At 66.7% G+C, this 20,222-nt stretch carries 23 protein-coding genes; 2 read left to right on the top strand and 21 right to left on the bottom strand.

Going from position 1 to position 20,222, the window contains the following annotated elements; translation table 11 throughout:
- Positions 1 to 285: 285 nt before the first annotated feature.
- The 5 genes from ACTWJ5_RS09590 to ACTWJ5_RS09570 form a co-directional block, all read right to left on the bottom strand.
- A complete protein-coding gene (locus ACTWJ5_RS09590; protein WP_444438310.1) occupies positions 286 to 846 on the bottom strand; it encodes a DUF1285 domain-containing protein in 561 nt (186 codons plus the stop codon).
- Positions 843 to 1,454, bottom strand: a complete 612-nt coding sequence (locus ACTWJ5_RS09585; protein ID WP_058071007.1) for a DUF4823 domain-containing protein — start codon at positions 1,452 to 1,454, stop codon at positions 843 to 845. Before ACTWJ5_RS09585 ends, ACTWJ5_RS09590 begins: the two co-directional genes overlap by 4 nt.
- 64 nt (positions 1,455 to 1,518) lie before the next feature.
- The gene (locus tag ACTWJ5_RS09580; RefSeq protein WP_116424857.1) at positions 1,519 to 2,409 is read right to left on the bottom strand and encodes a radical SAM protein; all 891 of its coding nucleotides are present in this window, start codon (positions 2,407 to 2,409) and stop codon (positions 1,519 to 1,521) included.
- A gap of 29 nt (positions 2,410 to 2,438) precedes the next feature.
- Positions 2,439 to 3,407, bottom strand: coding sequence for a GTP 3',8-cyclase MoaA (locus tag ACTWJ5_RS09575; RefSeq protein ID WP_116424858.1), 969 nt, complete (start codon positions 3,405 to 3,407; stop codon positions 2,439 to 2,441).
- Between the two features lie 83 nt (positions 3,408 to 3,490).
- Complete coding sequence (locus ACTWJ5_RS09570) at positions 3,491 to 4,129, bottom strand: TetR/AcrR family transcriptional regulator (RefSeq protein ID WP_009621451.1); 639 nt, start codon at positions 4,127 to 4,129, stop codon at positions 3,491 to 3,493.
- Between the two features lie 84 nt (positions 4,130 to 4,213).
- On the opposite strand from ACTWJ5_RS09570, the gene ACTWJ5_RS09565 reads away from it, so the two are divergent.
- Complete coding sequence (locus ACTWJ5_RS09565; protein WP_253390419.1) at positions 4,214 to 5,347, top strand: aminotransferase class V-fold PLP-dependent enzyme; 1,134 nt, start codon at positions 4,214 to 4,216, stop codon at positions 5,345 to 5,347.
- Between the two features lie 575 nt (positions 5,348 to 5,922).
- Here the strand turns inward: ACTWJ5_RS09565 and ACTWJ5_RS09560 are convergent.
- The 13 genes from ACTWJ5_RS09560 to ACTWJ5_RS09500 form a co-directional block, all read right to left on the bottom strand.
- A complete protein-coding gene (locus tag ACTWJ5_RS09560) occupies positions 5,923 to 6,699 on the bottom strand; it encodes a TatD family hydrolase (RefSeq protein WP_074979834.1) in 777 nt (258 codons plus the stop codon).
- 73 nt (positions 6,700 to 6,772) lie between these two features.
- Positions 6,773 to 7,129 carry a PilZ domain-containing protein gene (locus ACTWJ5_RS09555; RefSeq protein WP_009621447.1) on the bottom strand — a complete coding sequence of 119 codons (357 nt, stop codon included), beginning with the start codon at positions 7,127 to 7,129 and terminating at the stop codon, positions 6,773 to 6,775.
- A 34-nt stretch (positions 7,130 to 7,163) separates the two neighbouring features.
- Entirely contained in the window at positions 7,164 to 8,150 is a 987-nt protein-coding gene (locus ACTWJ5_RS09550; protein WP_074979836.1) for a DNA polymerase III subunit delta', read from the bottom strand.
- Positions 8,143 to 8,775, bottom strand: coding sequence for a dTMP kinase (gene tmk, locus ACTWJ5_RS09545; RefSeq protein WP_116424860.1), 633 nt, complete (start codon positions 8,773 to 8,775; stop codon positions 8,143 to 8,145). Before tmk ends, ACTWJ5_RS09550 begins: the two co-directional genes overlap by 8 nt.
- A gap of 21 nt (positions 8,776 to 8,796) precedes the next feature.
- Positions 8,797 to 9,879, bottom strand: a complete 1,083-nt coding sequence (gene mltG / locus ACTWJ5_RS09540) for an endolytic transglycosylase MltG (protein ID WP_444438304.1) — start codon at positions 9,877 to 9,879, stop codon at positions 8,797 to 8,799.
- Positions 9,880 to 9,885: 6 nt separating this feature from the next.
- Positions 9,886 to 10,701, bottom strand: coding sequence for an aminodeoxychorismate lyase (gene pabC / locus ACTWJ5_RS09535; protein WP_444438302.1), 816 nt, complete (start codon positions 10,699 to 10,701; stop codon positions 9,886 to 9,888).
- On the bottom strand, positions 10,701 to 11,945 hold the full coding sequence (gene fabF / locus ACTWJ5_RS09530) for a beta-ketoacyl-ACP synthase II (RefSeq protein ID WP_074979846.1): 1,245 nt from the start codon (positions 11,943 to 11,945) through the stop codon (positions 10,701 to 10,703). The genes pabC and fabF overlap by 1 nt, the downstream gene beginning before the upstream one ends.
- A 128-nt stretch (positions 11,946 to 12,073) precedes the next feature.
- Complete coding sequence (gene acpP, locus ACTWJ5_RS09525; RefSeq protein ID WP_007160597.1) at positions 12,074 to 12,310, bottom strand: acyl carrier protein; 237 nt, start codon at positions 12,308 to 12,310, stop codon at positions 12,074 to 12,076.
- Positions 12,311 to 12,504: 194 nt separating this feature from the next.
- Positions 12,505 to 13,248, bottom strand: a complete 744-nt coding sequence (gene fabG, locus ACTWJ5_RS09520) for a 3-oxoacyl-ACP reductase FabG (protein ID WP_009621431.1) — start codon at positions 13,246 to 13,248, stop codon at positions 12,505 to 12,507.
- Between the two features lie 15 nt (positions 13,249 to 13,263).
- Positions 13,264 to 14,202: an ACP S-malonyltransferase gene (gene fabD / locus ACTWJ5_RS09515; RefSeq protein WP_444438298.1), complete on the bottom strand. Its 939-nt coding sequence runs from the start codon at positions 14,200 to 14,202 to the stop codon at positions 13,264 to 13,266.
- A gap of 205 nt (positions 14,203 to 14,407) precedes the next feature.
- Complete coding sequence (gene plsX, locus ACTWJ5_RS09510) at positions 14,408 to 15,415, bottom strand: phosphate acyltransferase PlsX (protein ID WP_074979852.1); 1,008 nt, start codon at positions 15,413 to 15,415, stop codon at positions 14,408 to 14,410.
- 3 nt (positions 15,416 to 15,418) lie between these two features.
- The gene (rpmF, locus tag ACTWJ5_RS09505) at positions 15,419 to 15,601 is read right to left on the bottom strand and encodes a 50S ribosomal protein L32 (protein ID WP_009621425.1); all 183 of its coding nucleotides are present in this window, start codon (positions 15,599 to 15,601) and stop codon (positions 15,419 to 15,421) included.
- Positions 15,602 to 15,614: 13 nt separating this feature from the next.
- Positions 15,615 to 16,145 (bottom strand): YceD family protein, encoded by a 531-nt coding sequence (locus ACTWJ5_RS09500; RefSeq protein WP_058488940.1) that lies wholly within the window; start codon positions 16,143 to 16,145, stop codon positions 15,615 to 15,617.
- Positions 16,146 to 16,255: 110 nt separating this feature from the next.
- Here ACTWJ5_RS09500 and ACTWJ5_RS09495 point away from each other — a divergent pair, with 110 nt between their 5' ends.
- The gene (locus ACTWJ5_RS09495) at positions 16,256 to 16,834 is read left to right on the top strand and encodes a Maf family protein (protein ID WP_444438295.1); all 579 of its coding nucleotides are present in this window, start codon (positions 16,256 to 16,258) and stop codon (positions 16,832 to 16,834) included.
- 195 nt (positions 16,835 to 17,029) lie between these two features.
- On the opposite strand, the gene sppA is transcribed toward ACTWJ5_RS09495, so the two are convergent.
- The 3 genes from sppA to rluC are packed head-to-tail and all read right to left on the bottom strand — an operon-like array spanning position 17,030 to position 19,644.
- Positions 17,030 to 18,010 carry a signal peptide peptidase SppA gene (sppA, locus tag ACTWJ5_RS09490; protein WP_444438293.1) on the bottom strand — a complete coding sequence of 327 codons (981 nt, stop codon included), beginning with the start codon at positions 18,008 to 18,010 and terminating at the stop codon, positions 17,030 to 17,032.
- The gene (locus tag ACTWJ5_RS09485) at positions 18,000 to 18,695 is read right to left on the bottom strand and encodes an HAD-IIIA family hydrolase (protein WP_444438291.1); all 696 of its coding nucleotides are present in this window, start codon (positions 18,693 to 18,695) and stop codon (positions 18,000 to 18,002) included. The genes sppA and ACTWJ5_RS09485 overlap by 11 nt, the downstream gene beginning before the upstream one ends.
- Positions 18,688 to 19,644: a 23S rRNA pseudouridine(955/2504/2580) synthase RluC gene (gene rluC / locus ACTWJ5_RS09480; protein ID WP_058488936.1), complete on the bottom strand. Its 957-nt coding sequence runs from the start codon at positions 19,642 to 19,644 to the stop codon at positions 18,688 to 18,690. The genes ACTWJ5_RS09485 and rluC overlap by 8 nt, the downstream gene beginning before the upstream one ends.
- Positions 19,645 to 20,222: the final 578 nt, after the last annotated feature.

Raw genomic sequence — 20,222 nt, 5'->3', positions numbered from 1 at the left:
GAAGAACGCCGTTTCCCTCACAGGAAACGGCGTTTTTTTGTGCCTGTCGTAAGAGCAAACCTGGCGCGGCCGGAGTCCGCTCCTACATTGCAGGCGAGCACGGCTCGCTCCTACGAAGAGCACCTCGGCGCAGCCGGCAAGACAGTTGCTGGACTGTAGGAGCGGGCCCTGCCCGCGAATCGCGCGCAGGGCGCGCTCCTACAAGGAGTGCGGGCGCAGCGGCTTGAGGCCCCACCGCTGTAGCGACACCTTCCGCGAACTACCGGCCGCTCCGGGACCCGCCGGTCACGGCTGTGGGCCGATGGCGAAGAACTCGCCGCCGCTCCACACGCCCAGCCATTCCTGGCCATCGATCAGCCGCGGCACGGCCAGTTCGACCATCTGGTAGAAGACGTTGCGGTGGATCAGCGCCTCCAGGTTGCTACGCACCAGCACGTAGGGCGCCGGTTCCTGGGTCTGCGGGTCAATGTCGACGCGGATCGGGTGGTCGGGGCCGGCGACGAACTCGTCCTCGACGTTGCTGGTGAAGCGCAGTTGCTGGGCCTCGCCCTGCCCTTCCACGCTCAGCGTCACGGCGACGAAAGGCGCGTCGTCGACGCGGATGCCGCACTTCTCCACCGGGGTGATCAGAAAGTAGTCGTCGCCATCGCGGCGGATGATGCTGGAGAACAGCCTGACCATCGGCTTGCGCCCGATGGGCGTGCCCAGGTAGTACCAGGTGCCATCGCGGGCGATGCGCATATCGATGTCGCCGCAGAACGGCGGGTTCCACAGGTGCACGGGCGGCAGGCCCTTGCTGGCGGGAATCTGCGCCAGCAGGTCGCCGGCCTTGCCTGTATCGGTCATTGGAACTCCTCGGTCGCCTTCACCCCCAGCAGGCTGCGGGCGTAGTCTTCCAGCGGCGGCCCGATCAGGTCCTCGGGCCGGGCGTCGTAGAACGTCAGGAAACCGCCGCGGCTGCGGATGGTGGCGCTGTCCAGCAGGAAGCGGTTGCCGGTGTCGATCAGCATCACCTGGATCACGCTGCGGTCACGTCCGACGTCATTGTCGGTGTCTTCGTACTCTTCCCAGTTTCCCACATTGTCCTCGCCACGGGCGAAGCGCGTGTACAGCAGGTAGTCGGCGCCGGCCGCCCGCGCCTCCTGCATGGCCTCGTCCAGGCCCTCCGGGGCCTTGGCCCGGCGCACCTGCGGGAAGTATTCGACGAAGCCCTTGAAGGCCTCCTCCGCCACCACGTTGGGCCGCGCATAGGGATGCCCCGGCGGCACGAAGTGCCCCTGGGCGATGTAGATGAAGGAGTCCGGCTGCACCCGCCAGTTCCCCGTGCGGCGGGTGTGGCTGTGGTCGAGGAAGCCGGCATCGCCCATGTAGTAGCCGGTGCGTTCGGCCATGTCGCTGGGCTTCATGCAGCCGGCCAGCGCAGCCAGGGCCAGGGTCAACAACAGGTAGCGCATTCGATCTCTCCGCGGCCGGCGTCGAAAAACCGGCGTTGGCCGGACGGATGCAGCTTCCGCGCCATCACAGGCCGCGCTGCCATTCCTGGCGCAGCTTCGCCTGCTGCGGCCGCTCGATGGCCTCGCGCACCTGGGCCAGCAGGCGCGGCTTGTCGGCGCCGAGCACGCCCTTGAGCACCAGGTAGTTGGAGGCATGGTCGCTGCGGAACACGGTGTCGCGCAGCTCCAGGCCCTGCAGCAGGCGCTCGACCTCGGCGAACAGCTGGGCCTGGCCCAGCGGCTGGAAGTCGGGGAAGCCTTCGCGGAAACGCTGCTCCCCGGTGGGGAAGCTGACCACCAGGGTGGAGAGGAACTCCGGCTGCGCAGCGTTCATCAGCCGCGCCGAGTTGTCCGCGTGCTGCTCGCTCAGCCCCTGGCCGCCGAGGCCGTTGAGGATCATCACCGAGCGCTTGATGCCGGCCTGGCCGAGCTTGTCCAGGGCGTCGAGGGTCGAGGCGTAGGTCTCGCCCTTGTTCACCCGCGCCAACACCTCGTCGTCGCCGGACTCGGCGCCGACGTAGGCCATGCCCAGCCCGGCGTCGGCCAGTTCCTTCAGTTCCTCCACCGATTTCTTGCGCAGGTTGCGCGGCAGGCAGTAGCTGGACACCCGCCGCACCTCCGGCAGGTGCTCGCGGATCGCCCGCAGGACGTTCAGCAGGCGCCGCGTCGGCAGCACCAGGGCATCGCCGTCGGCGAGGAACACGCGCTGGACGATCAGGCGCTCGCCGCAGCGGCGGATCTCCTCCAGCACCTCGGCCTCGTCGCGGGCGCGGAATTTCTTCTGCGGCTGCGTATACATCTCGCAGAACCCGCACTGGTTCCAGGAACAGCCGTTGGTCACCGGCAGGATCAGCGAATGCGCCTCGCTCGGCGGGCGGAACACCGGTTCGATATAGGAAATGGGGAAGTCGTGCATGGATCGCTTGGCTTGAGGAATGTCGGGTTTCAGCCGCCGATGATCTTCATCACCGTGACGCCGCCGGAGAAGGCCACTTCCTGCTTGTCCGCCAGGGCCTTCACCAGTAGCCGCTGCAGGGCCGGCAGGGCCTGGTGGCGCGGCTTGTCGAGCAGGTCGCCGACGTAATGGCGGTTGCTGGAGGACAGGCAGCCGTGCAGCCAGCCGGTGGAGGACAGGCGCAGGCGCGAGCAGGTGCGGCAGAAGGGTACGCTTTCGTTGGCGATCACGCCGAAGAAGCCCTGCCCAGGCACTTCGTAGCGCAGCGCGGTGGCGTCCACCGGGGCGTCGGCCTGGATGTAGGGATGGTCGCGGCCGATCAGTTCGAGCAGTTCCCGCAGGCCGACGAACTGGCTGGCGAAGGCATTGCCGTCGCGGGCCAGGTGGCCCATGCGCATCAGTTCGATAAAGCGCAGTTCGAAGCCGCGCGCCAGGCAGTAATCCAGCAGCGGGACGACCTGGTCGAGGTTCTGCCCGCGCAGCGGCACCATGTTGACCTTGACCTTCATGCCCGCGGCGCTGGCCTCGTCCAGCCCCTTGAGCACCGTGGCCAGGTCGCCGCCGCGGGCGATGCCGCGGAAGGCCGCGGCGTCCAGGGTGTCGAGGGAGACGTTCAGCCGGCGGATGCCGCATTCCAGCAGCAGCGGCAGCTTGCGCGAAAGCAGCTGGCCGTTGCTGGTCAGGCTGATGTCCTTCAGGCCCAGGCGGCTGACGCCATGCAGGAATTCGTCGAGCTTGGGGCTGACCAGGGGTTCGCCGCCGGTGACGCGCAGGCGTTCGATGCCGGCGGCCTCGATCAGGTAGGCCACGCCGCGCACCAGGCTCTGCGCGGACAGCTCGTCCTGCGCGGCGACCAGGCGCTTGCCGTCCGGCACGCAATAGGTGCAGGCGTAGTTGCAGGCGGCGGTAAGGCTGACGCGCAGGTTGCGGAAGCGCCTGCCCTGGCGGTCGACGATCATCGATCGACTCCGGCGGAGAGTGGTTCTGTCAGTATATCCCCGCCGGGCCGCGGCGGCGGCCCGAAAGCGCCGCCGGCATTGGCTCAGGCGGCAGGGGTGTCGCCGTCGCGCTTGCGCTTGTTGCCCATGCGCACGCCGATGTCCATGAGGAACTGGAAGAAGCCCTCCTGGTCCTCCAGCACCTCGCGCCAGAACGGCGAGTGGTACAGCGCCACGGCGCCGTGCACCAGGGCCCAGGCCGCGCAGTAGTGGAAGTACGCGGGCACGTCTTCCAGCTTGCCGGCGGCGATGCGCTCCTTGATCAGCTGGCTCAAGCGCTCGAAGTTGGATTCGCGGATCTTGTGCAGTTCCTCGACCATCTCCGGCACCTGGCTGTTCTTCACCACCTTCTCTTCCAGGCGGTCGAACAGGCGGTAGCGCTGCGGATCGCGCATGCGGAACTCGAAGTAGGCGCGCGACAGGCGTTCCTTGTCGCGGGCGACGTCCTCGGAGTGGAACAGCGCCGCCAGGTCGCGCTCGTAGTCGAGCATCAGGCGCAGGTAGATCTCCGCCTTCGACTTGAAGTGCTTGTAGATGGTGCCTTTGCCGATACCCACGGCATCGGCGATCATCTCGACCGTGACACTGTCTTCGCCCTGCTCAAGGAACAGCTTGAGGGCGGTGTCGAGGATCTCCTGTTCGCGACGACGGAATTCGCGAACCTTGCGTGGCTCTTTCTGCATAAAAAGACTGTTCGGTCAAAAATAGTCAAAATCCGGAGCCGCGTATTATGCCTATTCAGCGACAAAATGCACGGAACATCCGCTATGAATCCGCTTTCCCATGAGTTTCCCCAGGAACCCGGCCTGCGCTACCTGAACCACGCCGCCGTGGCGCCCTGGCCCAAGCGCAGCGCCGACGCCGTCGCCGCCTTCGCCAGCGAGAACATCCGCCTGGGCGCGCGCGACTATCCGCAGTGGCTGCAGGTGGAGAATCGCCTGCGCCAGCGCCTTGCGCAGCTGGTCGGCGCCGCCACCACGGGCGACGTCGCCCTGGTGAAGAATACGTCCGAAGCCCTTTCCTTCGTGGCCTTCGGACTCGACTGGCGCCCCGGCGACCAGGTGGTGATCAGCGACCAGGAATTCCCCTCCAACCGCGTCGTCTGGGAAGCCCTGAAACCCCGCGGGGTGGAGGTCATCCAGGTGAGCCTGGAAGGCGCCGATCCCGAGGCCGACCTGCTGGCCGCCTGCGGGCCGCGCACGCGCCTGCTGTCGATCAGCGCCGTGCAGTACGCCAGCGGCCTGCGCATGGACCTGGAGCGCCTCGGCGCCGGCTGCCGCCAGCGTGGTGTGCTGTTCTGCATCGATGCCATCCAGCAACTGGGCGCCCTGCCCTTCGACGCCCAGGCCTACGACTGCGCCTTCGCCATGGCCGACGGCCACAAGTGGATGCTCGGCCCCGAGGGCCTGGGGGTGTTCTACTGCCGCGCCGCCGAGCGCGACCTGCTGTCGTTGCAGGAATACGGCTGGCACATGCTGGAGAACGCCGGCAACTACAACCAGACCGATTGGCAGCCGGCGCGCAGCGCACGGCGCTTCGAATGCGGCAGCCCGAACATGCTCGGTGCCGTGGCCCTGGACGCCAGCCTGGGGCTGCTGGAGGAATTCGGCATGCCGGCGGTCGGCGCAGCCCTGGCCGAACGGGTACAGGCCTTGCAGGATGGCCTGCAACGCATCCCCGGAGCGCGCCTGCACAGCCCGCTGCAACCCGAGCGCCGGGCCGGCATCCTGACCGTCAGCCTGGACGGCTGGGACAACGCCCGCCTGCACGAGCGGCTGAAGGCCGAACAGGTGGTATGCATCCAGCGCGGCGCCGGGGTGCGCTTCTCGCCGCACTTCTACACGCCGGAAAACCTGATAGAGGACACACTGGCCATCATCTCGGCCCTGGCCCGGGAATAAGCCGCAACCCGCGAGCCAGGGGGCCTGGCCCCGCTGGCAAGCGGTAAATGGCAGGCCATGGGCGCGGCAGTATTCCAAATCTGTTTAAAAAACCGCCGGGTGGTTGTGGAAGCTCTGCCATCTTGGCCAATACTTCAACTTACTGGTGTGCGGCATCTCCCCCCAAGTGCCCCGCCAGTGAAGGTACCGAGGATCGCGTACCTTATTGTTACACTCCTAATGGTCTTGACCCGGATTCATCCCCCAGAACCCGGGTTTTTTTTATGTGCGTGAAATAATTGGGGTTGTGTGCCCTCTTTCTGTAAAGCCGTAGGGCGTTATCCGCCGAATCGCGGACGGAGTCCGCTCCTACACCTTCCGGCAAATATGACACCCCGTAGGATGGGTTGAGCGAAGCGATACCCATCACCACGACCGCATGGGTTTCGCCAAGGCTCAACCCATCCTACGAAGAGCGCCTCGGCGCCCCGGAGACGTCCGCAGAGGGTCCAGGAAAGCACGGTCGTAGGAGCGGACTCCGTCCGCGATTGGGCTCGCCGTGCATGGAGCTAGCCGGTGGCACGAACCACCGAGCATCACGCCGCCAACGGGAACAACCGCCTGAAATTAGCCGTAGTCTGCTCAGCCAACACCTCGAAACTCACCCCCCGCAGCACAGCCAGGTACTCAGCCACCTCGCGCACATACTCCGGCAGGTTCGGCTTGCCGCGGTGCGGTACCGGCGCCAGGTACGGCGAATCGGTTTCCACCAGCAGGCGGTCGGCCGGTACCTGGCGGGCCACTTCGCGCAGGGCTTCGGCGTTGCGGAAGGTGACTATGCCCGACAGCGAGATGTAGAAGCCGATGTCCAGCGCCGCCTTGGCCATTTCCCAGTCCTCGGTGAAGCAGTGCAGCACGCCGGCTTGGGGCAGCGCCGCCTCGCGCAGCAGCGCCAGGGTGTCGGCGCGGGCCTCGCGGGTGTGGACGATGACCGGCTTGCCGGTGAGCTTCGCCGCCTCCAGGTGCAGGCGGAAGGCTTCCTGCTGCAGTTCGGCGGCTTCGGGTTCGTAGTGGTAGTCCAGGCCGGTCTCGCCGATGGCCACCACCCGCGGGTGGTTCAGTTCGGCCAGCAGCCAGTCCAGGGCCGGGGCTGCGCCGGGTTCCAGGTCCAGCGGGTGGACGCCCACCGAGCAGTGCACGTCGGCGTAGCGCTCGGCCAGGTCCTTGACCGCCCGGGCGTTGTCGGCGCTGACGCCGATGCACAGGAACTGCCCGACGCCCCGGGCGCGCGCGGCGTCCAGCGCAGCGTCGAGCGAGCCGCCGTGGGCGGCCAGGTCGAGGCGGTCGAGGTGGCAATGGGAATCGACGAGCATGGAAAGGCTACTCCGGAAATGACGAAGCGCCCCTTCGGGCGCCTCCTGCGTTCGATGGTACGTCTGCCGCGGATTACATGGTGTGGGTCGGCCTGTCGGACTTCAGCGCCCCGGCCAGGTAGGTCTCGATCTTGTTGCGCGCGGTGTTGTCGCCGTCGTTGAACTGCACGCCGATACCCGCGGCGCGGTTGCCCTGGGCGCCCTTCGGGGTGATCCAGACCACCTTGCCGGCCACCGGGATCTTCTCCGGCTCGTCCATCAGGTTGAGCAGCATGAAGACCTCGTCGCCCAGCTTGTAGGTCTTGTTGGTCGGGATGAACAGCCCGCCGTTGCGGATGAACGGCATGTACGCGGCATAGAGTACGGACTTGTCCTTGATGGTCAGGGACAGGATACCGTTACGCGGTCCCAGGTTCGGTGGCAAGCTCATGCGGCTGTCCTAGCGATGATCCGATTGGCCGATTCTAGCCCGGCCCCGGCAGGCTTGCCCACTGCGCGAGCAGGGCTTCGAGAAGCAGGGCACGGTTGAGGTTGGCCTTGTTCAGGACTTTCTGCCGGTGCTCCAGCAACCAGTCCTGGATCGCCATGACCTTGGGCTGGGTGGACTTCTCCGCCAGGTACTGCACCACCTTGCGCATGTCCGCCAGGCCCAGCCCCGCCTCGTCGCGGGTCAGTTGGTAGCGCAGGATGCCCAGCGCCCAGTCGCAGAACCAGTCGAACAGCAGCGGCAGCGGCACGGCGTTCCAGCTTTCCGCCAGTTGGCCGGGGGCGATCTGCTGCTTGAGCAGCTTCTTCACTCCCTCCACCACCAGCGCGCGTTGTTCGCGCACGCCCTGGCCATACAGGCGCTGGGCGGTCAGCGGCGAGCCGCCGGCCAGGACCAGCAGTTCGTCGAGCGCGGCGGCGTCCTCGCCGGGCAGCACGCTGGCCAGGTAGGCGCGGCTCTGCTCGGCGCTCGGCTGCGGGCAGGCCTGCTGCACGCAGCGGCTCTTGATGGTCGGCAGCAGGCGGCTGGGCTGGTGGCTGATCAGCAGCAGCACGGTGTCGCCGGAGGGCTCCTCCAGGCTCTTGAGCAGGGCGTTGGCGGAGTTGAGGTTCATCGCCTCGGCCGGTTCCAGCAGCACCACCTTGCGCCCGCCCAGCTGCGCGGTCTGCACCACGAAGTCCACCAGTTCGCGGACCTGGTCGACGCGGATGGGCTTCTCCGGCTCTTCCGGCTCCAGCAGGAAGAAGTCCGGATGGGTGCCGGCGGCCAGCAGTTGGCAACCCTTGCACTGGCCGCAGGCGCGGCCGCCGGCCGGGTGCTGGCAGAGCAGCAGGGCCACCAGGTTGTCGGCCAGGGCGCGCTTGCCGATGCCGGCCGGGCCGTGCAGCAGGTAGGCGTGGGCATGCCGCGGGCGGCCGCTGAGCTGCTGCCAGAGCGTGGCCTGCCAGGAGTAGATCTCAGCCATGCAGGCGCTCCAGCAGGTTCGGCAGCAGGGCCTCGATGTCGGCCTGCACGCGCGCCAGCGGCTGCGCGGCGTCGAGCACGTGGTAGCGCCGCGGCTCGTCGGCGGCGCGACGCAGGTAGGTCTGGCGCACCGCCTCGAAGAATTCGCGGCCTTCCTGCTCGAAGCGGTCCAGGCGGCCACGAGCGGCGGCGCGGGCCAGACCGACTTCCACCGGCAGGTCGAAGACCAGCGTCAGGTCCGGGCGCAGGTCGCCCTGGACGAAGCGTTCCAGCTCGGCGATGCGCGACTCCGGCAGGCCGCGGCCACCGCCCTGGTAGGCGTAGGTGGCGTCGGTGAAGCGGTCGCAGAGCACCACGGCGCCGCGGGCCAGGGCCGGGCGGATGACCTGGGCGATGTGCTGGGCGCGGGCGGCGAACATCAGCAGCAGCTCGGTATCCACCGCCATCGGCTCGTCACTGGGGGCCAGCAGCAGGTCGCGGATGCGCTCGGCCAGCGGCGTGCCGCCGGGCTCGCGGGTCAGCTGCACTTCCACGCCGCGTTCGCGCAGGCGCTCGGCCAGGTACTCGCGGTTGGTGGTCTTGCCCGCGCCTTCGGGGCCTTCCAGGGTGACGAACAGGCCGCTCACTCGGCTCTCCTTCTGTCTGTGCTACTGCTGCTCCGACGGTTGCTCGGGAGCCTCCGCCGGCGCCGGTGCGGGAATGGGCGCGGGGCTGGACCGGTAGTCCGCGCGCCGCTTCAGCTGGTATTCCTGCACCGCCTTGTTGTGGTCGTCGAGGTTGTCGGAAAACACGTGGCTGCCATCGCCACGGGCGACGAAATACAAGCTCTGGCCATTGGCCGGGTTGAGCGCGGCGTGGATCGCCTCGCGCCCGGGCATGGCGATCGGCGTCGGCGGCAGGCCGGCGATCAGGTAGGTGTTGTAGGGGGTGGGCTCGCGCAGGTCGGCGCGGCTGATCTTGCCGTTGTAGCGCTCGCCCATGCCGTAGATCACGGTCGGGTCGGTCTGCAGCAGCATGTTCTTCTGCAGGCGGCGCACGAAGACCCCGGCGATCTGCTGGCGCTCCTGGGGCACGCCGGTTTCCTTCTCGATCAGCGAAGCCATGATCAGCGCCTGGTACGGGTCCTTGTAGGGCAGGTCGCCGCTGCGGGCCTGCCACTCCTGATCGAGGATGCGCTCCATGCGCTGGTAGGCCAGCTTGAGCAGGTCGATGTCGCGCATGCCGCGGACGTAGCGGTAGGTGTCCGGGAAGAACTGCCCCTCGGGCACGACGCCGGCCTTGCCCAGGCGCTTCATCACCTCTTCGTCGCTCAGGCCGCCCAGGGTGGCCTCTAGCTTGGGCTGGCGCGCCAGCAGCTCGCGGAACTGGTGGAAGGTCCAGCCTTCGACCAGGGTCAGGCTGTACTGCACCACGTCGCCTTCGCGCCACAGTTCCAGCAGGTCATCGCCGCGCATCCCCGGCTTGAGCCGGTATTCGCCGCTGTGCAGGGCCTGCCCGGCCAGGTTGAAGCGCCAGTACAGGCGCAACCAGAAGGCGCCGTGCAGCACTTCCTCGTCCTGCAGGCGCGTCAGCAGCGCCCCCGGGGTGGCGCCGGAAGGGACGTCCAGCAGGCGTTCTTCGGTCAGCTGCAGCGGCTGCTGCAGGGCCCGGCGCTGCTCCCAGCCGGCCAGGCCGAGCAACAGCCCGGCCAACAGCAGGCCGCTTTCCAGCAGCACCAGCAATTTGCGCATCACAGGTCAGGAATCCAGGCGTTCGCGGAAGTGGGCTTGCAGTTTACGGGTGATCGCCCCGACCGGCCAGGCATGGGCTTCGAGTCGACGCACCGGCCAGACACCATAGAGGCTGTTGCAGAGAAAGACCTCATCGGCCTGCAACAGTTCGGCGTAGGCAACATCCCGAACCGCAGTGGGAATGCCCTGCCCCACCGCCCATTCCAGCAGTTCGGCGCGCATCACCCCGGCCACTCCGCAGCGGCTCAGTTCGGGCGTGATCAATTGGCCGTCGCGGACCAGGAACAGGTTGCTGAATACGCCTTCGACCACGCGCCCGCCCTGGTCGCGCATCAGCCCCTCGGCGAAGGCCGGGTCGCTCCATTCGCTGCGGGCCAGGACCTGCTCCAGGCGGTTGAGGTGCTTGAGGCCAGCCAGCAACGGCTGCTCGGCCAGGCGGGTGGCGCAGGGGAAAAGGGCGATGCCCTCGTCGAAATTGGCCGCCGGGTAGGCCGGCGCCGGTGAGCCGATAAGGATGCGCCGCACCTGGGCATCGGCCGGCGCGGCATAACCGCGCAGGCCTTCGCCGCGGGTCAGCATCAGCTTGGCCACGCCCTCGCCCAGCTGCGCGGCGAAGGCCAGCAGTTCCTGCTCGACCTGGGCCAGCGACACCGGCAGGAACAGGCGCCGCGCGCCCTCTTCCAGGCGCGCCAGGTGCCGCGCCAGCAGGCGTGGCCGGCCGGCGCGCACGGCGATGGTCTCGAACAGGCCATCGCCGTAGGCCAGCCCGCGATCGCGCACGGACAGGGCCTCGGCTGGCTGGCCGTCGACCCAGGCGGACATCAGCCGTTGAACCGGCGGAACACCAGGGAACCGTTGGTGCCGCCGAAGCCGAAGGAGTTGGACACCGCCACTTCGATGCTGCGCTCCTTGAGCCGGTTCGCCACCAGGTCGAGGTCGCAGCCTTCGTCCGGGTTGTCCAGGTTGATGGTCGGCGGCGCCACCTGGTCGCGCAGCGCCAGGATGCAGAAGATGGCTTCCACCGCGCCGGCGGCACCGAGCAGGTGGCCGGTCATGGACTTGGTCGAGCTCATCGATAGCTTGTAGGCGTGCTCGCCGAAGATCGACTTCACCGCGGAGATCTCGGCGATGTCGCCGGCCGGGGTGGAGGTGCCGTGGGCGTTGATGTAGTCGACCTGCTCCGGGTTCAGGCCGGCGTCGCGCAGGGCGTTCTTCATGCAACGGGCAGCGCCGGCGCCATCTTCCGGCGGCGCGGTCATGTGGAAGGCGTCGCCGCTCATGCCGAAGCCGACCAGCTCGGCGTAGATGCGCGCGCCGCGGGCCTTGGCGTGTTCCAGCTCTTCCAGCACCACGGCGCCGGCGCCGTCGGAGAGCACGAAACCGTCGCGATCCCTGTCCCACGGGCGGCTGGCCCTGGCCGGCTCGTCGTTGCGGGTGGACAGCGCGCGGGCCGCGCCGAAGCCGCCGATACCCAGGCCGCAGGTGGCCATTTCCGAACCGCCGGCGACCATCACGTCAGCCTCGCCGTAGGCGATGTTGCGCGCGGCCATGCCGATGTTGTGGGTGCCGGTGGTGCAGGCGGTGGTGATGGCGTAGTTGGGGCCCTGCAGACCGAGGTTGATCGACAGGAACCCGGAAACCATGTTGATGACCGAGCCGGGCACGAAGAACGGCGAAATGCGCCGCGGCCCCTGCTCGAACAGAGAACGGCAGGTGTTCTCGATGTTGGTCAGGCCGCCGATGCCGGAGCCGATGGCGACGCCGATGCGCTCACGGTTGGCGTCGCTGACTTCCAGGCCGGAATCGCGCACCGCCTGGTAGCTGGCGGCCAGGCCGTACTGGATGAACAGGTCGAGTTTGCGGGCTTCCTTGGCGGACATGTACTGCTCGACGTCGAACCCCCTCACCGAACCGCCGAAGCGGGTGGAAAAGGCGGAAAGGTCCATGTGCTCGATCGGGGCGATACCGCTGCGGCCGGCCAGGATACCCTGCCAGGAACTCGGCACGTCCACGCCCAGCGGCGAGAGCATACCCATGCCAGTGATGACGACGCGTCTGCGCGACACTACGACTTCCTCATTTTGCGAATACACGGCATAGGCGCCGGACCGCGACCAGGGCTGTCCAGCGCCATGCTAAAGAAAAGCCGCACGCCTTTGCAGGCCGTGCGGCTTCTTCCGTCGGAAACGGCTACTTATTGCTGGTGGGCAACGATGTAGTCGATGGCTTCCTGCACGGTGGTGATCTTTTCGGCTTGCTCGTCGGGGATTTCGGTCTCGAATTCCTCTTCCAGAGCCATCACCAGCTCAACGGTGTCAAGGGAGTCGGCGCCCAGGTCTTCGACGAAGGAAGCGCTGTTGGTGACTTCTTCTTCCTTAACGCCGAGTTGCTCAGCAACGATCTTCTTGACGCGTTCTTCGATGGTGCTCATACCTTGTTTTCACTCCTATGGACAATCCGTACAGCTGGGCTGCGGGTAAGTGTATAGAAAGGGTTTTCTGCATTTCAAGCTGAACGCCGACGCCCCTTCGCGACCACCACGATGTTCTGTCTATAACCCAGTTGCATCTATATAACGGATTTTAGACAGCGCATATGACACATCCGCGAAGAGTAAGGTCACATTCAGCTCATGTACATTCCGCCATTCACCGGTACCGTGGCGCCGGTCACATAGGCGGCACCATCGGAGGCGAGGAATCCTACCACCTTGGCGATCTCTTCGGCTTGGCCGAGACGCCCGAGCGGAATCTGGCCGAGCAGCGCTTCGCGCTGGGCTTCGGGCAGCTCGCGGGTCATGTCGGTGTCGATGAAGCCCGGGGCCACCGCGTTGACGGTGATGGCACGGGAGCCCACTTCGCGCGCCAGGGCGCGGGTGAAGCCCTCTAGGCCGGCCTTCGCCGCGGCATAGTTGGTCTGCCCGGCATTGCCCATGGCGCCGACCACCGAGCCGATGTTGATGATGCGACCCCAGCGAGCCTTGGTCATGCCGCGCAGCACGGCTTTCGACAGACGGTAGAGGCTGTTGAGGTTGGTGTTGACCACGTCGAACCACTCGTCGTCCTTCATCCGCATCAGCAGGTTGTCGCGGGTGATGCCGGCGTTGTTGACCACGATCAGCGGCTGGCCGAGGTGCTGCTGGATGTGTTCGAGGGTGGAGGCGACGGATTCGTCGCTGGAAACGTCCAGGACCAGGCCGGCGCCTTCGATGCCGTTGGCCTTGAGGTATTCGGCGATCTTCTCGGCGCCCGAGGCGCTGGTGGCGGTGCCGATGACGATGGCGCCCAGGCGGCCCAGTTCCAGGGCGATGGCCTGGCCGATGCCGCGGCTCGCGCCGGTGACCAGGGCAACCTTACCTTGCAGACTCATGCTCTTATCTCCTGTTCAAGCCAGAGCCGCACGAGCCGCCGCGAAGGCGTCCGCCGAATCCAGATTGTGGGTGTTCACGCCCTTGGCGCAACGCTTGTTCAGGCCGGCCAGGACCTTGCCAGGGCCGCACTCTACCAGATCGCTCACGCCCTTGGCGGCGAGCAGTTGCACGGTCTCGACCCAGCGCACCGGGCTGTACAGCTGCGCCAGAAGGTCGCGCTTGAGGGTGTCGAGGTCCGCCGGCACCTGGGCGCTGACGTTCTGCACCAGGGCGATCTGCGGAACCTGCCAGGCGATGGCTTCCACCGCTTCGGCGAAGCGCTCGGCGGCCGGACGCATCAGCGCGCAGTGCGACGGCACGCTGACCGGCAGCGCCACGGCGCGCTTGGCGCCACGCGCCTTGCAAGCCTCGATGGCGCGCTCGACCGCGGCGGCGGCACCGGCGATCACCACCTGGCCGGGAGCGTTGAAGTTCACGGCGCTGACTACGTCACCCTGCGCAGCTTCGGCGCAGGCGGCCAGCACGTCGGCGTCTTCCAGGCCGAGGATCGCGGCCATGCCGCCGGTACCGGCGGGCACCGCTTCCTGCATCAATTGGCCGCGGCGCTCGACCAGTTTCACCGCATCGGCGAAGCCCAGGCTGCCGGCGGCGACCAGGGCCGAGTACTCGCCCAGGCTGTGGCCGGCGACGTAGGCCGGCGCGGCACCGCCCTCGGCCTGCCACAGGCGCCACAGGGCGATGGAGGCGGTGAGGATGGCGGGCTGGGTCTTGTCGGTCTGGTTCAGGCGCTCTTCCGGGCCTTCCTGCACCAGCGCCCAGAGGTCGTAGCCCAGGGCCGCGGAGGCTTCGGCGAAGGTGTCACGCACCAGTGCGTGCTGCGCGCCCAGCTCGGCCAGCATGCCGAGGGATTGCGAGCCCTGGCCGGGGAAAACGAATGCGAGGGATGCGGACATTGCAACGGGTCCCTTGTGTCTGTTTCGTCGAAGGGTAACGCCAGCAGCAGCCTGGCGCATGGAACTGACAGTTGGATGACGGCCTCGACCGCGCGGTCACATCGCCAGGGCGAGGACATCATCTCGCCGGGCGGCCTTGCGAGCGCGGTGCGCAAGCATACTTCCATTACCGCCAGAAATCTCTATTTCCTTTCTATTCAGCTACTTAGAGAAGGCTTTCAAGCCGCCCATGGAGCCGCTGCGGCAGGTTCTCGCGGATTTCCGCCAGGGCCCGGCGCAGAGCGCTCTGGATGCCCTCCTCGGCCGCGCTGCCGTGGCTCTTCACCACGATGCCCTGCAGCCCCAGGAAGCTCGCGCCGTTGTGCCGGGCCGGCGTCAGGTCGCTGCGCAGACGGCGCAGCAGCGGCATGGCCACCAGGCCGATGGCCTTCGCCGACAGGCTGGAGGCGAATAACTCCTCCAGGCGGCTGACCACCATGGCCGCCAGCCCCTCGCTGGCTTTCAACAGGATGTTGCCAACGAAGCCGTCGCACACCACCACGTCGGCCAGGCCACGGTACAGGCCGTCGCCTTCTATGTAGCCGATGTAGTTGATGCCGCGCGCCTGCTCCAGCAGGGTCGAGGCCAGCTTGACCTGCTGGTTGCCCTTGATTTCCTCGGTGCCGACGTTGAGCAGCGCCACCCTCGGGTTGGCCTTGCCCAGCGCCTCGGCCGCCACCGCGCCCATCACGGCGAACTGGTAGAGGTGCTCGGCGCTGCAATCGACGTTCGCCCCCAGGTCCAGCAGGTGGCAATGCCCGGTCTGGGTCGGCACGGCGGTGACCATGGCCGGCCGGTCGATGCCCGGCAAGGTCTTGAGCAGATAGCGCGACAGGGCCATCAGCGCGCCGGTGTTGCCGGCACTGACGCAGGCATGGGCCGTACCGTCGCGGACCAGTTCCAGGGCGACGCGCATGGAGGAGTCGGGCTTGCTGCGCAGGGCCTGGGACGGGCGTTCGTCCATGCCGATGACTTCGCTGGCGTGCTGGATGTGCAGGCGCGGGCGGTCGACCGCGGGAACGCGGGCGCAGAGTTCTTCGAGAAGGGGTGCCTGGCCGACGAGGACCAGTTGCAGAGCGGGGTGCTGGGCCAGGAAGGAAATGCTGGCCGGAACAATGCAGTGGGGACCGAAGTCCCCACCCATTGCATCAATCGCGATGATTGGTGCGGACAAGGATTACTCGTCAGAGCCCTTGTCTACGACCTTGCGGCCGCGATAGAAGCCGTCCGGGGAGACGTGGTGGCGCAGGTGGACTTCACCGGTGCTCTTTTCCACGGACAGAGCGTTCGCATCGAGCGCATCGTGGGAACGACGCATGTCACGAGCGGAACGGGATTTTTTGTTCTGCTGAACAGCCATGATTGATTAACTCCTAAACGTTTGGGTCACGCTTCAACTGCGCCAGTACGCTGAACGGGTTGGGACGTTCTTCCACGTTCTCGCTCGGCTCGGGCGCTGCTGCAAATCCCGCCGGATGCTGGCATTCTTCAGGGTCATGGGCCGGAACGATGGGCAAGGCGAGCAACAGCTCGTCCTCGACCAGAGGCGGCAGGTCGAGGGGTTCCTCCCCCACTTCCAGCGCATCGTACCCCTTCGGCAGCCCTTCGGCAGACTGGCCTTCCCAGAGGATGGCGAAGTCGGACTCGCTGGTGACCTGGAAGGTCGCCGGCTCGAGGCAGCGTTGGCATACCATGCTCACCTGCGCGTCGACTTCGACATGCATGACCGCCAGCTTCTGCTCGTCGCGGTGGAAGAAGAACTTCGCCCGGACGTTGCCTTCGCTGCTGGTCAGCTGTTCGCAAACCCGCGGCATACTGGCGAGCGGCAGCACACCCTCGAGGGTGGCTTCGCGCTCTACCAATTTGCGCGGATCGACGTGAGGTGGTATCGGCCCATTCAACATAAGCGCGCCATTATAGGGATGCCCCCGTCCCTGTCAAAGGAAATTAGGCATAAACCGCTGTATGGACAGCCTTTTCGCTAGAATCGCGGACTTCGCCCAGGAGACTCCCGATGCGCCCACTGATTCTCGCCTCAAGCTCGCCCTACCGCCGCGAATTGCTGCAACGCCTGCGCCTGCCCTTCGAATGCGCAAGCCCGGATATAGATGAAAGCCCGCTGCCCGGCGAAAGCGCCGAACAACTGGTGCGCCGCCTCGCCGAAGCCAAGGCGCGGGCGCTGGCGGCGCGCTTTCCCGAGCACCTGATCATCGGCTCGGACCAGGCCGCCGTCCAGGGCCAGGCGATCCTCGGCAAGCCGCATACCCTGGAGCGGGCCATGGAGCAGCTCAAGGCCGCCAGCGGCAACAGCGTCAGCTTCCTCACCGGCCTGGCCCTGCTGGACAGCGCCAGCGGCCGCTGCCAGGTGGATTGCATCCCCTTCCGCGTGCACTTCCGCGAACTGGACGAGGCGCGCATCCACCGCTACCTGGAAGCCGAACAACCCTTCGATTGCGCCGGCAGCTTCAAGGCCGAGGGCCTGGGCGTCAGCCTGTTCCGCGCGACAGAGGGCGAGGATGGCACCAGCCTGGTCGGCCTGCCGCTGATTCGCCTGGTGGATATGCTGCTGGCGGAAGGCGTACAGATTCCCTGACCGCTCCTACGCTGCAGGCAAGCACAGCTCTTCGCAGGAGCGAGCTTGCTCGCGAACGGATTCCGCCACGAGGCTATTCGCGAGCAAGCTCGCTCCCACGAAGAGCACGAAGAGCATCCCGATACCTGTCGCCCCGGAAACGAAAAAGCCGCCGCCTCATATATAAGGCAGCGGCTCGTTTCGAACCCCAGAACCTCAGCGCAGCGCCGGCCCCTGCCAGCCCATCCACAGCGCCAGGCGCTCGGCGACGCTGGCGCCGATCTTCTTGGCGAAGCGGTCGAACGGCGTTTCCTGCACGGTGTAGTCGACGATTTCCTTTTCCTTGATCACGTCGCGCGCCACGTAGCTGGTGCTGCCCAGGCCATCGATCAGGCCGAGCTGCAGCGCCTGCTCGCCAGACCAGATCAGCCCGGAGAACAGCTCGGGGTGATCCTTGTCCTTCAGGCGATCGCCGCGCCCTTTCTTCACGCTGTCGATGAACTGCTTGTGAGTGGTGTCCAGTACGTCCTGCCAGAACTGCGTCTCTTCGGCCTTGGGCGGCTGGAAGGGATCGAGGAAGGCCTTGTGCTCGCCGGAAGTGTAGACGCGGCGATCGACGCCGAGCTTCTCCATGGTGCCGACGAAGCCGAAGGTGGCGGCGGTCACGCCGATGGAGCCGACCAGGCTGGCCTTGTCGGCGTAGATCTCATCGGCGGCGCTGGCGATGTAGTAGGCGCCGGATGCTCCCAGGTCGCTGATCACCGCGTAGACCTTCACGTCCGGGTGCAGGCCACGCTGGCGCTTGATCTCGTCATATATATAGCCGGACTGCACCGGACTGCCGCCCGGGCTGTTGATGCGCAGAACGATGCCCTTGGTGCCGCTGTCCTCGAAGGCCGCCTTCAGCGCCCCGACGACATTGTCGGCGCTGGCCGGCTCGTCGTCGGCGATCATGCCCTTCACCTCGATCAGCGCGGTATGGCTGCCGCTGCGCGAGGCGGACTTGGACAGGCCGCTCAAGGGGGTGAACAGCGCCAGGGCGCCGAACAGGTAGATGAAGGTCAGCAGCTTGAAGAAGATGCCCCAGCGACGGGCCCGGCGCTGCTCCTGAACGCCCGCCAGCACTGCCTTCTCCAGCAGTTTCCAGCTCTTCGCGTCTTCCTTGCCGGGCTCCTCGGCCTTCCACTCATCCGACATGCTCGCTCACCTCGATCCGTAGGTCCTGCACCCGGCCATCCAGCCAGGCGCGCAATTCGTTGAAATGCCCGACTTCCAGGCGCGGGCCGTATTCGCGCAACACGGACAGCGGCTGCGCCCCGTAGGACACCGCCACCGAATCCATGCCCGCCCGGCGCGCCATCTCCAGGTCGAAGGGCGCATCCCCGACCATCAGCGCACGACCCGGCTCGACCCGGCAATGCGCGAGGATCTCATGCAGCATGCGCGGATCGGGCTTGCTCGCCGACTCGTCGGCGGCGCGGGTGATGTCGAAGAAACCTTCCCAGCCCTGCCCCTTCAGCACCCGGTCCAGGCCGCGGCGACTCTTGCCGGTGGCGACCGCCAGACGGTAGCCGGACTGGCGGAAATGCTCCAGCGCATCGGCCACGCCGGGGAACAAAGGAGAAGGCTCGACCTCCAGCATCAGATAATGCTCGGCGTAATCGCCGCGAAATACTGTCAGCGCCGCCTCGTCGTCGACTTCCGGGTACAGCGTCTGGATCGCCTCCGGCAGCCCCAGGCCGATGATGCCTTTTATGGCTTCGTCGCTGCGCCGCGGCAGGCCGGAACGCTCGGCCGCCACCCGCATCGACTCGACGATGCGGCCGACGGAGTCGACCAGGGTGCCGTCCCAGTCGAAGACCAGCAGCGCGTACTCAGGCATCCAGGCGCTCCAGCGTGCTGCGCCAGATGTCGTCCACCTCGGCGTCCAGCTCCAGGGTGGAGCCGTCGGGCATGGGCACACGCAACTGCGCGGAATGCAGGAACAGGCGCTTGCCGCCCAGCTCGCGGATCTCGCGGGAGAACTCGTCGTCGCCGTACTTGGCGTCGCCGGCGATGGAATGCCCGGCGTGCTTGGCATGCACGCGAATCTGATGGGTGCGCCCGGTGATCGGCCGCGCCTCCACCAGGGTGGCGAAGTCGCCGAAGCGGCGCAGCACCTTGAACTCGGTGAGCGCGTCCTTGCCTTCGACGTTGACTTCCACCATGCGCTCGCCGGAACGCAGGTTGTTCTTCAGCAGCGGCGCGCGGATCTGCTTCTTCGCCGCCGGCCAGCTGCCGCGCACCAGGGCGTGGTAGCGCTTGTCCACCACGTGCTCGTTGCGCAGCGCATCATGCAGGTGGCGCAGCATGCTGCGCTTCTTGGCGATCATCAGCAGGCCGGAAGTGTCGCGGTCCAGACGATGCACCAGCTCCAGGTCCTTGGCCTCCGGGCGCAGCTGGCGGAAGGCCTCGATCACGCCATAGCTGAGGCCGCTGCCGCCGTGCACGGCGATGCCGGCGGGCTTGTTGATCACGATCAGCGCCTTGTCTTCGTAGACGATGGCGGCCTCCAGGCGCTCGAGCAGCCCCTGGGCCAGCGGCGCCGGCTCGTCGCGCTCGGCCAGGCGCAGCGGCGGCACACGCACCACGTCCCCGGCCTGCAGCTTGTACTCGGGCTTGATCCGCCCCTTGTTCACCCGCACCTCGCCCTTGCGCAGGATGCGATAGATCAAGGTCTTGGGTACGCCTTTGAGCTGAGTTCTGAGGAAATTGTCGATGCGCTGGCCGGCATATTCCGGCGCGACTTCAAGCAGCTGGACGCCGGAAGTCGGAGGGGAGGAAGTCGTCATCCGCTCATCATAGCAATTTTTCATTCAATTGAAGCACTTAATCATTGCTGCTATATTCGGGAGGCCGCCAAAAGTGGCCGGGCCCGCGGATGTCAGCGAAATCGCCATCCCCGCTGCCTGCAAGCACATTGAACGGACGTGAGGCAGTCCTGCGAAGCGTTGCCGTGACGGACCCATGAATCCCTCGCCGCAACGATTCGGAACCCGAGCCTTGAGACATGACGCACGGCTGCCTCGGTAGCCGTGAAAAGCCAACCCGCTCCCGGATTCTGCGAGCGGCACCCGCTTCTTCAATAGGAAACGTGCAGGGTGGAGATGCACAACTGTCGGACCGCGTAGCTGGCACAGCCTTGTTTCAGACGCACTCTTTCGTCCGCCTCCGACAGCTGATTCCTCCTCCTGTTGATTGCTTGTTCGCAGGACAAGCAGGAGACGTAGTCGCGACCCGGCCCGTTGTTGGCCGGACGTCGCTGGACACGGGAATGGTCCGCCGTTCCTGAGTACGCGCCTGAGCACCGACCGTGAGAGTCGTGGGTGCCGATTGCCGTTTCCGGTGGCCCCGGAAACCATTGGTACTA

This window comes from Pseudomonas sp. A6 (assembly GCF_052367875.1).
Classification (GTDB): domain Bacteria; phylum Pseudomonadota; class Gammaproteobacteria; order Pseudomonadales; family Pseudomonadaceae; genus Pseudomonas; species Pseudomonas citronellolis.
Note: the sequence above shows the minus strand (reverse complement) of the source record. Positions and strands in the feature narration are given on the sequence as shown.

What these genes read in the sequence shown, in the direction of transcription:
- ACTWJ5_RS09560 (WP_074979834.1), bottom strand. Translation starts at nt 6,699, where the DNA reads ATGCTCGTCGATTCCCATTGCCACCTCGACCGCCTCGACCTGGCCGCC.
- ACTWJ5_RS09575 (WP_116424858.1), bottom strand. Translation starts at nt 3,407, where the DNA reads ATGATCGTCGACCGCCAGGGCAGGCGCTTCCGCAACCTGCGCGTCAGC.
- ACTWJ5_RS09585 (WP_058071007.1), bottom strand. Translation starts at nt 1,454, where the DNA reads ATGCGCTACCTGTTGTTGACCCTGGCCCTGGCTGCGCTGGCCGGCTGC.
- ACTWJ5_RS09570 (WP_009621451.1), bottom strand. Translation starts at nt 4,129, where the DNA reads ATGCAGAAAGAGCCACGCAAGGTTCGCGAATTCCGTCGTCGCGAACAG.
- ACTWJ5_RS09590 (WP_444438310.1), bottom strand. Translation starts at nt 846, where the DNA reads ATGACCGATACAGGCAAGGCCGGCGACCTGCTGGCGCAGATTCCCGCC.
- ACTWJ5_RS09580 (WP_116424857.1), bottom strand. Translation starts at nt 2,409, where the DNA reads ATGCACGACTTCCCCATTTCCTATATCGAACCGGTGTTCCGCCCGCCG.
- pabC (WP_444438302.1), bottom strand. Translation starts at nt 10,701, where the DNA reads ATGTCCGCCTGGGTCGACGGCCAGCCAGCCGAGGCCCTGTCCGTGCGC.
- fabG (WP_009621431.1), bottom strand. Translation starts at nt 13,248, where the DNA reads ATGAGTCTGCAAGGTAAGGTTGCCCTGGTCACCGGCGCGAGCCGCGGC.
- ACTWJ5_RS09485 (WP_444438291.1), bottom strand. Translation starts at nt 18,695, where the DNA reads ATGCCTGAGTACGCGCTGCTGGTCTTCGACTGGGACGGCACCCTGGTC.
- ACTWJ5_RS09555 (WP_009621447.1), bottom strand. Translation starts at nt 7,129, where the DNA reads ATGAGCTTGCCACCGAACCTGGGACCGCGTAACGGTATCCTGTCCCTG.
- ACTWJ5_RS09495 (WP_444438295.1), top strand. Translation starts at nt 16,256, where the DNA reads ATGCGCCCACTGATTCTCGCCTCAAGCTCGCCCTACCGCCGCGAATTG.
- ACTWJ5_RS09565 (WP_253390419.1), top strand. Translation starts at nt 4,214, where the DNA reads ATGAATCCGCTTTCCCATGAGTTTCCCCAGGAACCCGGCCTGCGCTAC.
- rluC (WP_058488936.1), bottom strand. Translation starts at nt 19,644, where the DNA reads ATGACGACTTCCTCCCCTCCGACTTCCGGCGTCCAGCTGCTTGAAGTC.
- acpP (WP_007160597.1), bottom strand. Translation starts at nt 12,310, where the DNA reads ATGAGCACCATCGAAGAACGCGTCAAGAAGATCGTTGCTGAGCAACTC.
- rpmF (WP_009621425.1), bottom strand. Translation starts at nt 15,601, where the DNA reads ATGGCTGTTCAGCAGAACAAAAAATCCCGTTCCGCTCGTGACATGCGT.
- sppA (WP_444438293.1), bottom strand. Translation starts at nt 18,010, where the DNA reads ATGTCGGATGAGTGGAAGGCCGAGGAGCCCGGCAAGGAAGACGCGAAG.
- ACTWJ5_RS09550 (WP_074979836.1), bottom strand. Translation starts at nt 8,150, where the DNA reads ATGGCTGAGATCTACTCCTGGCAGGCCACGCTCTGGCAGCAGCTCAGC.
- ACTWJ5_RS09500 (WP_058488940.1), bottom strand. Translation starts at nt 16,145, where the DNA reads ATGTTGAATGGGCCGATACCACCTCACGTCGATCCGCGCAAATTGGTA.
- mltG (WP_444438304.1), bottom strand. Translation starts at nt 9,879, where the DNA reads ATGCGCAAATTGCTGGTGCTGCTGGAAAGCGGCCTGCTGTTGGCCGGG.
- fabD (WP_444438298.1), bottom strand. Translation starts at nt 14,202, where the DNA reads ATGTCCGCATCCCTCGCATTCGTTTTCCCCGGCCAGGGCTCGCAATCC.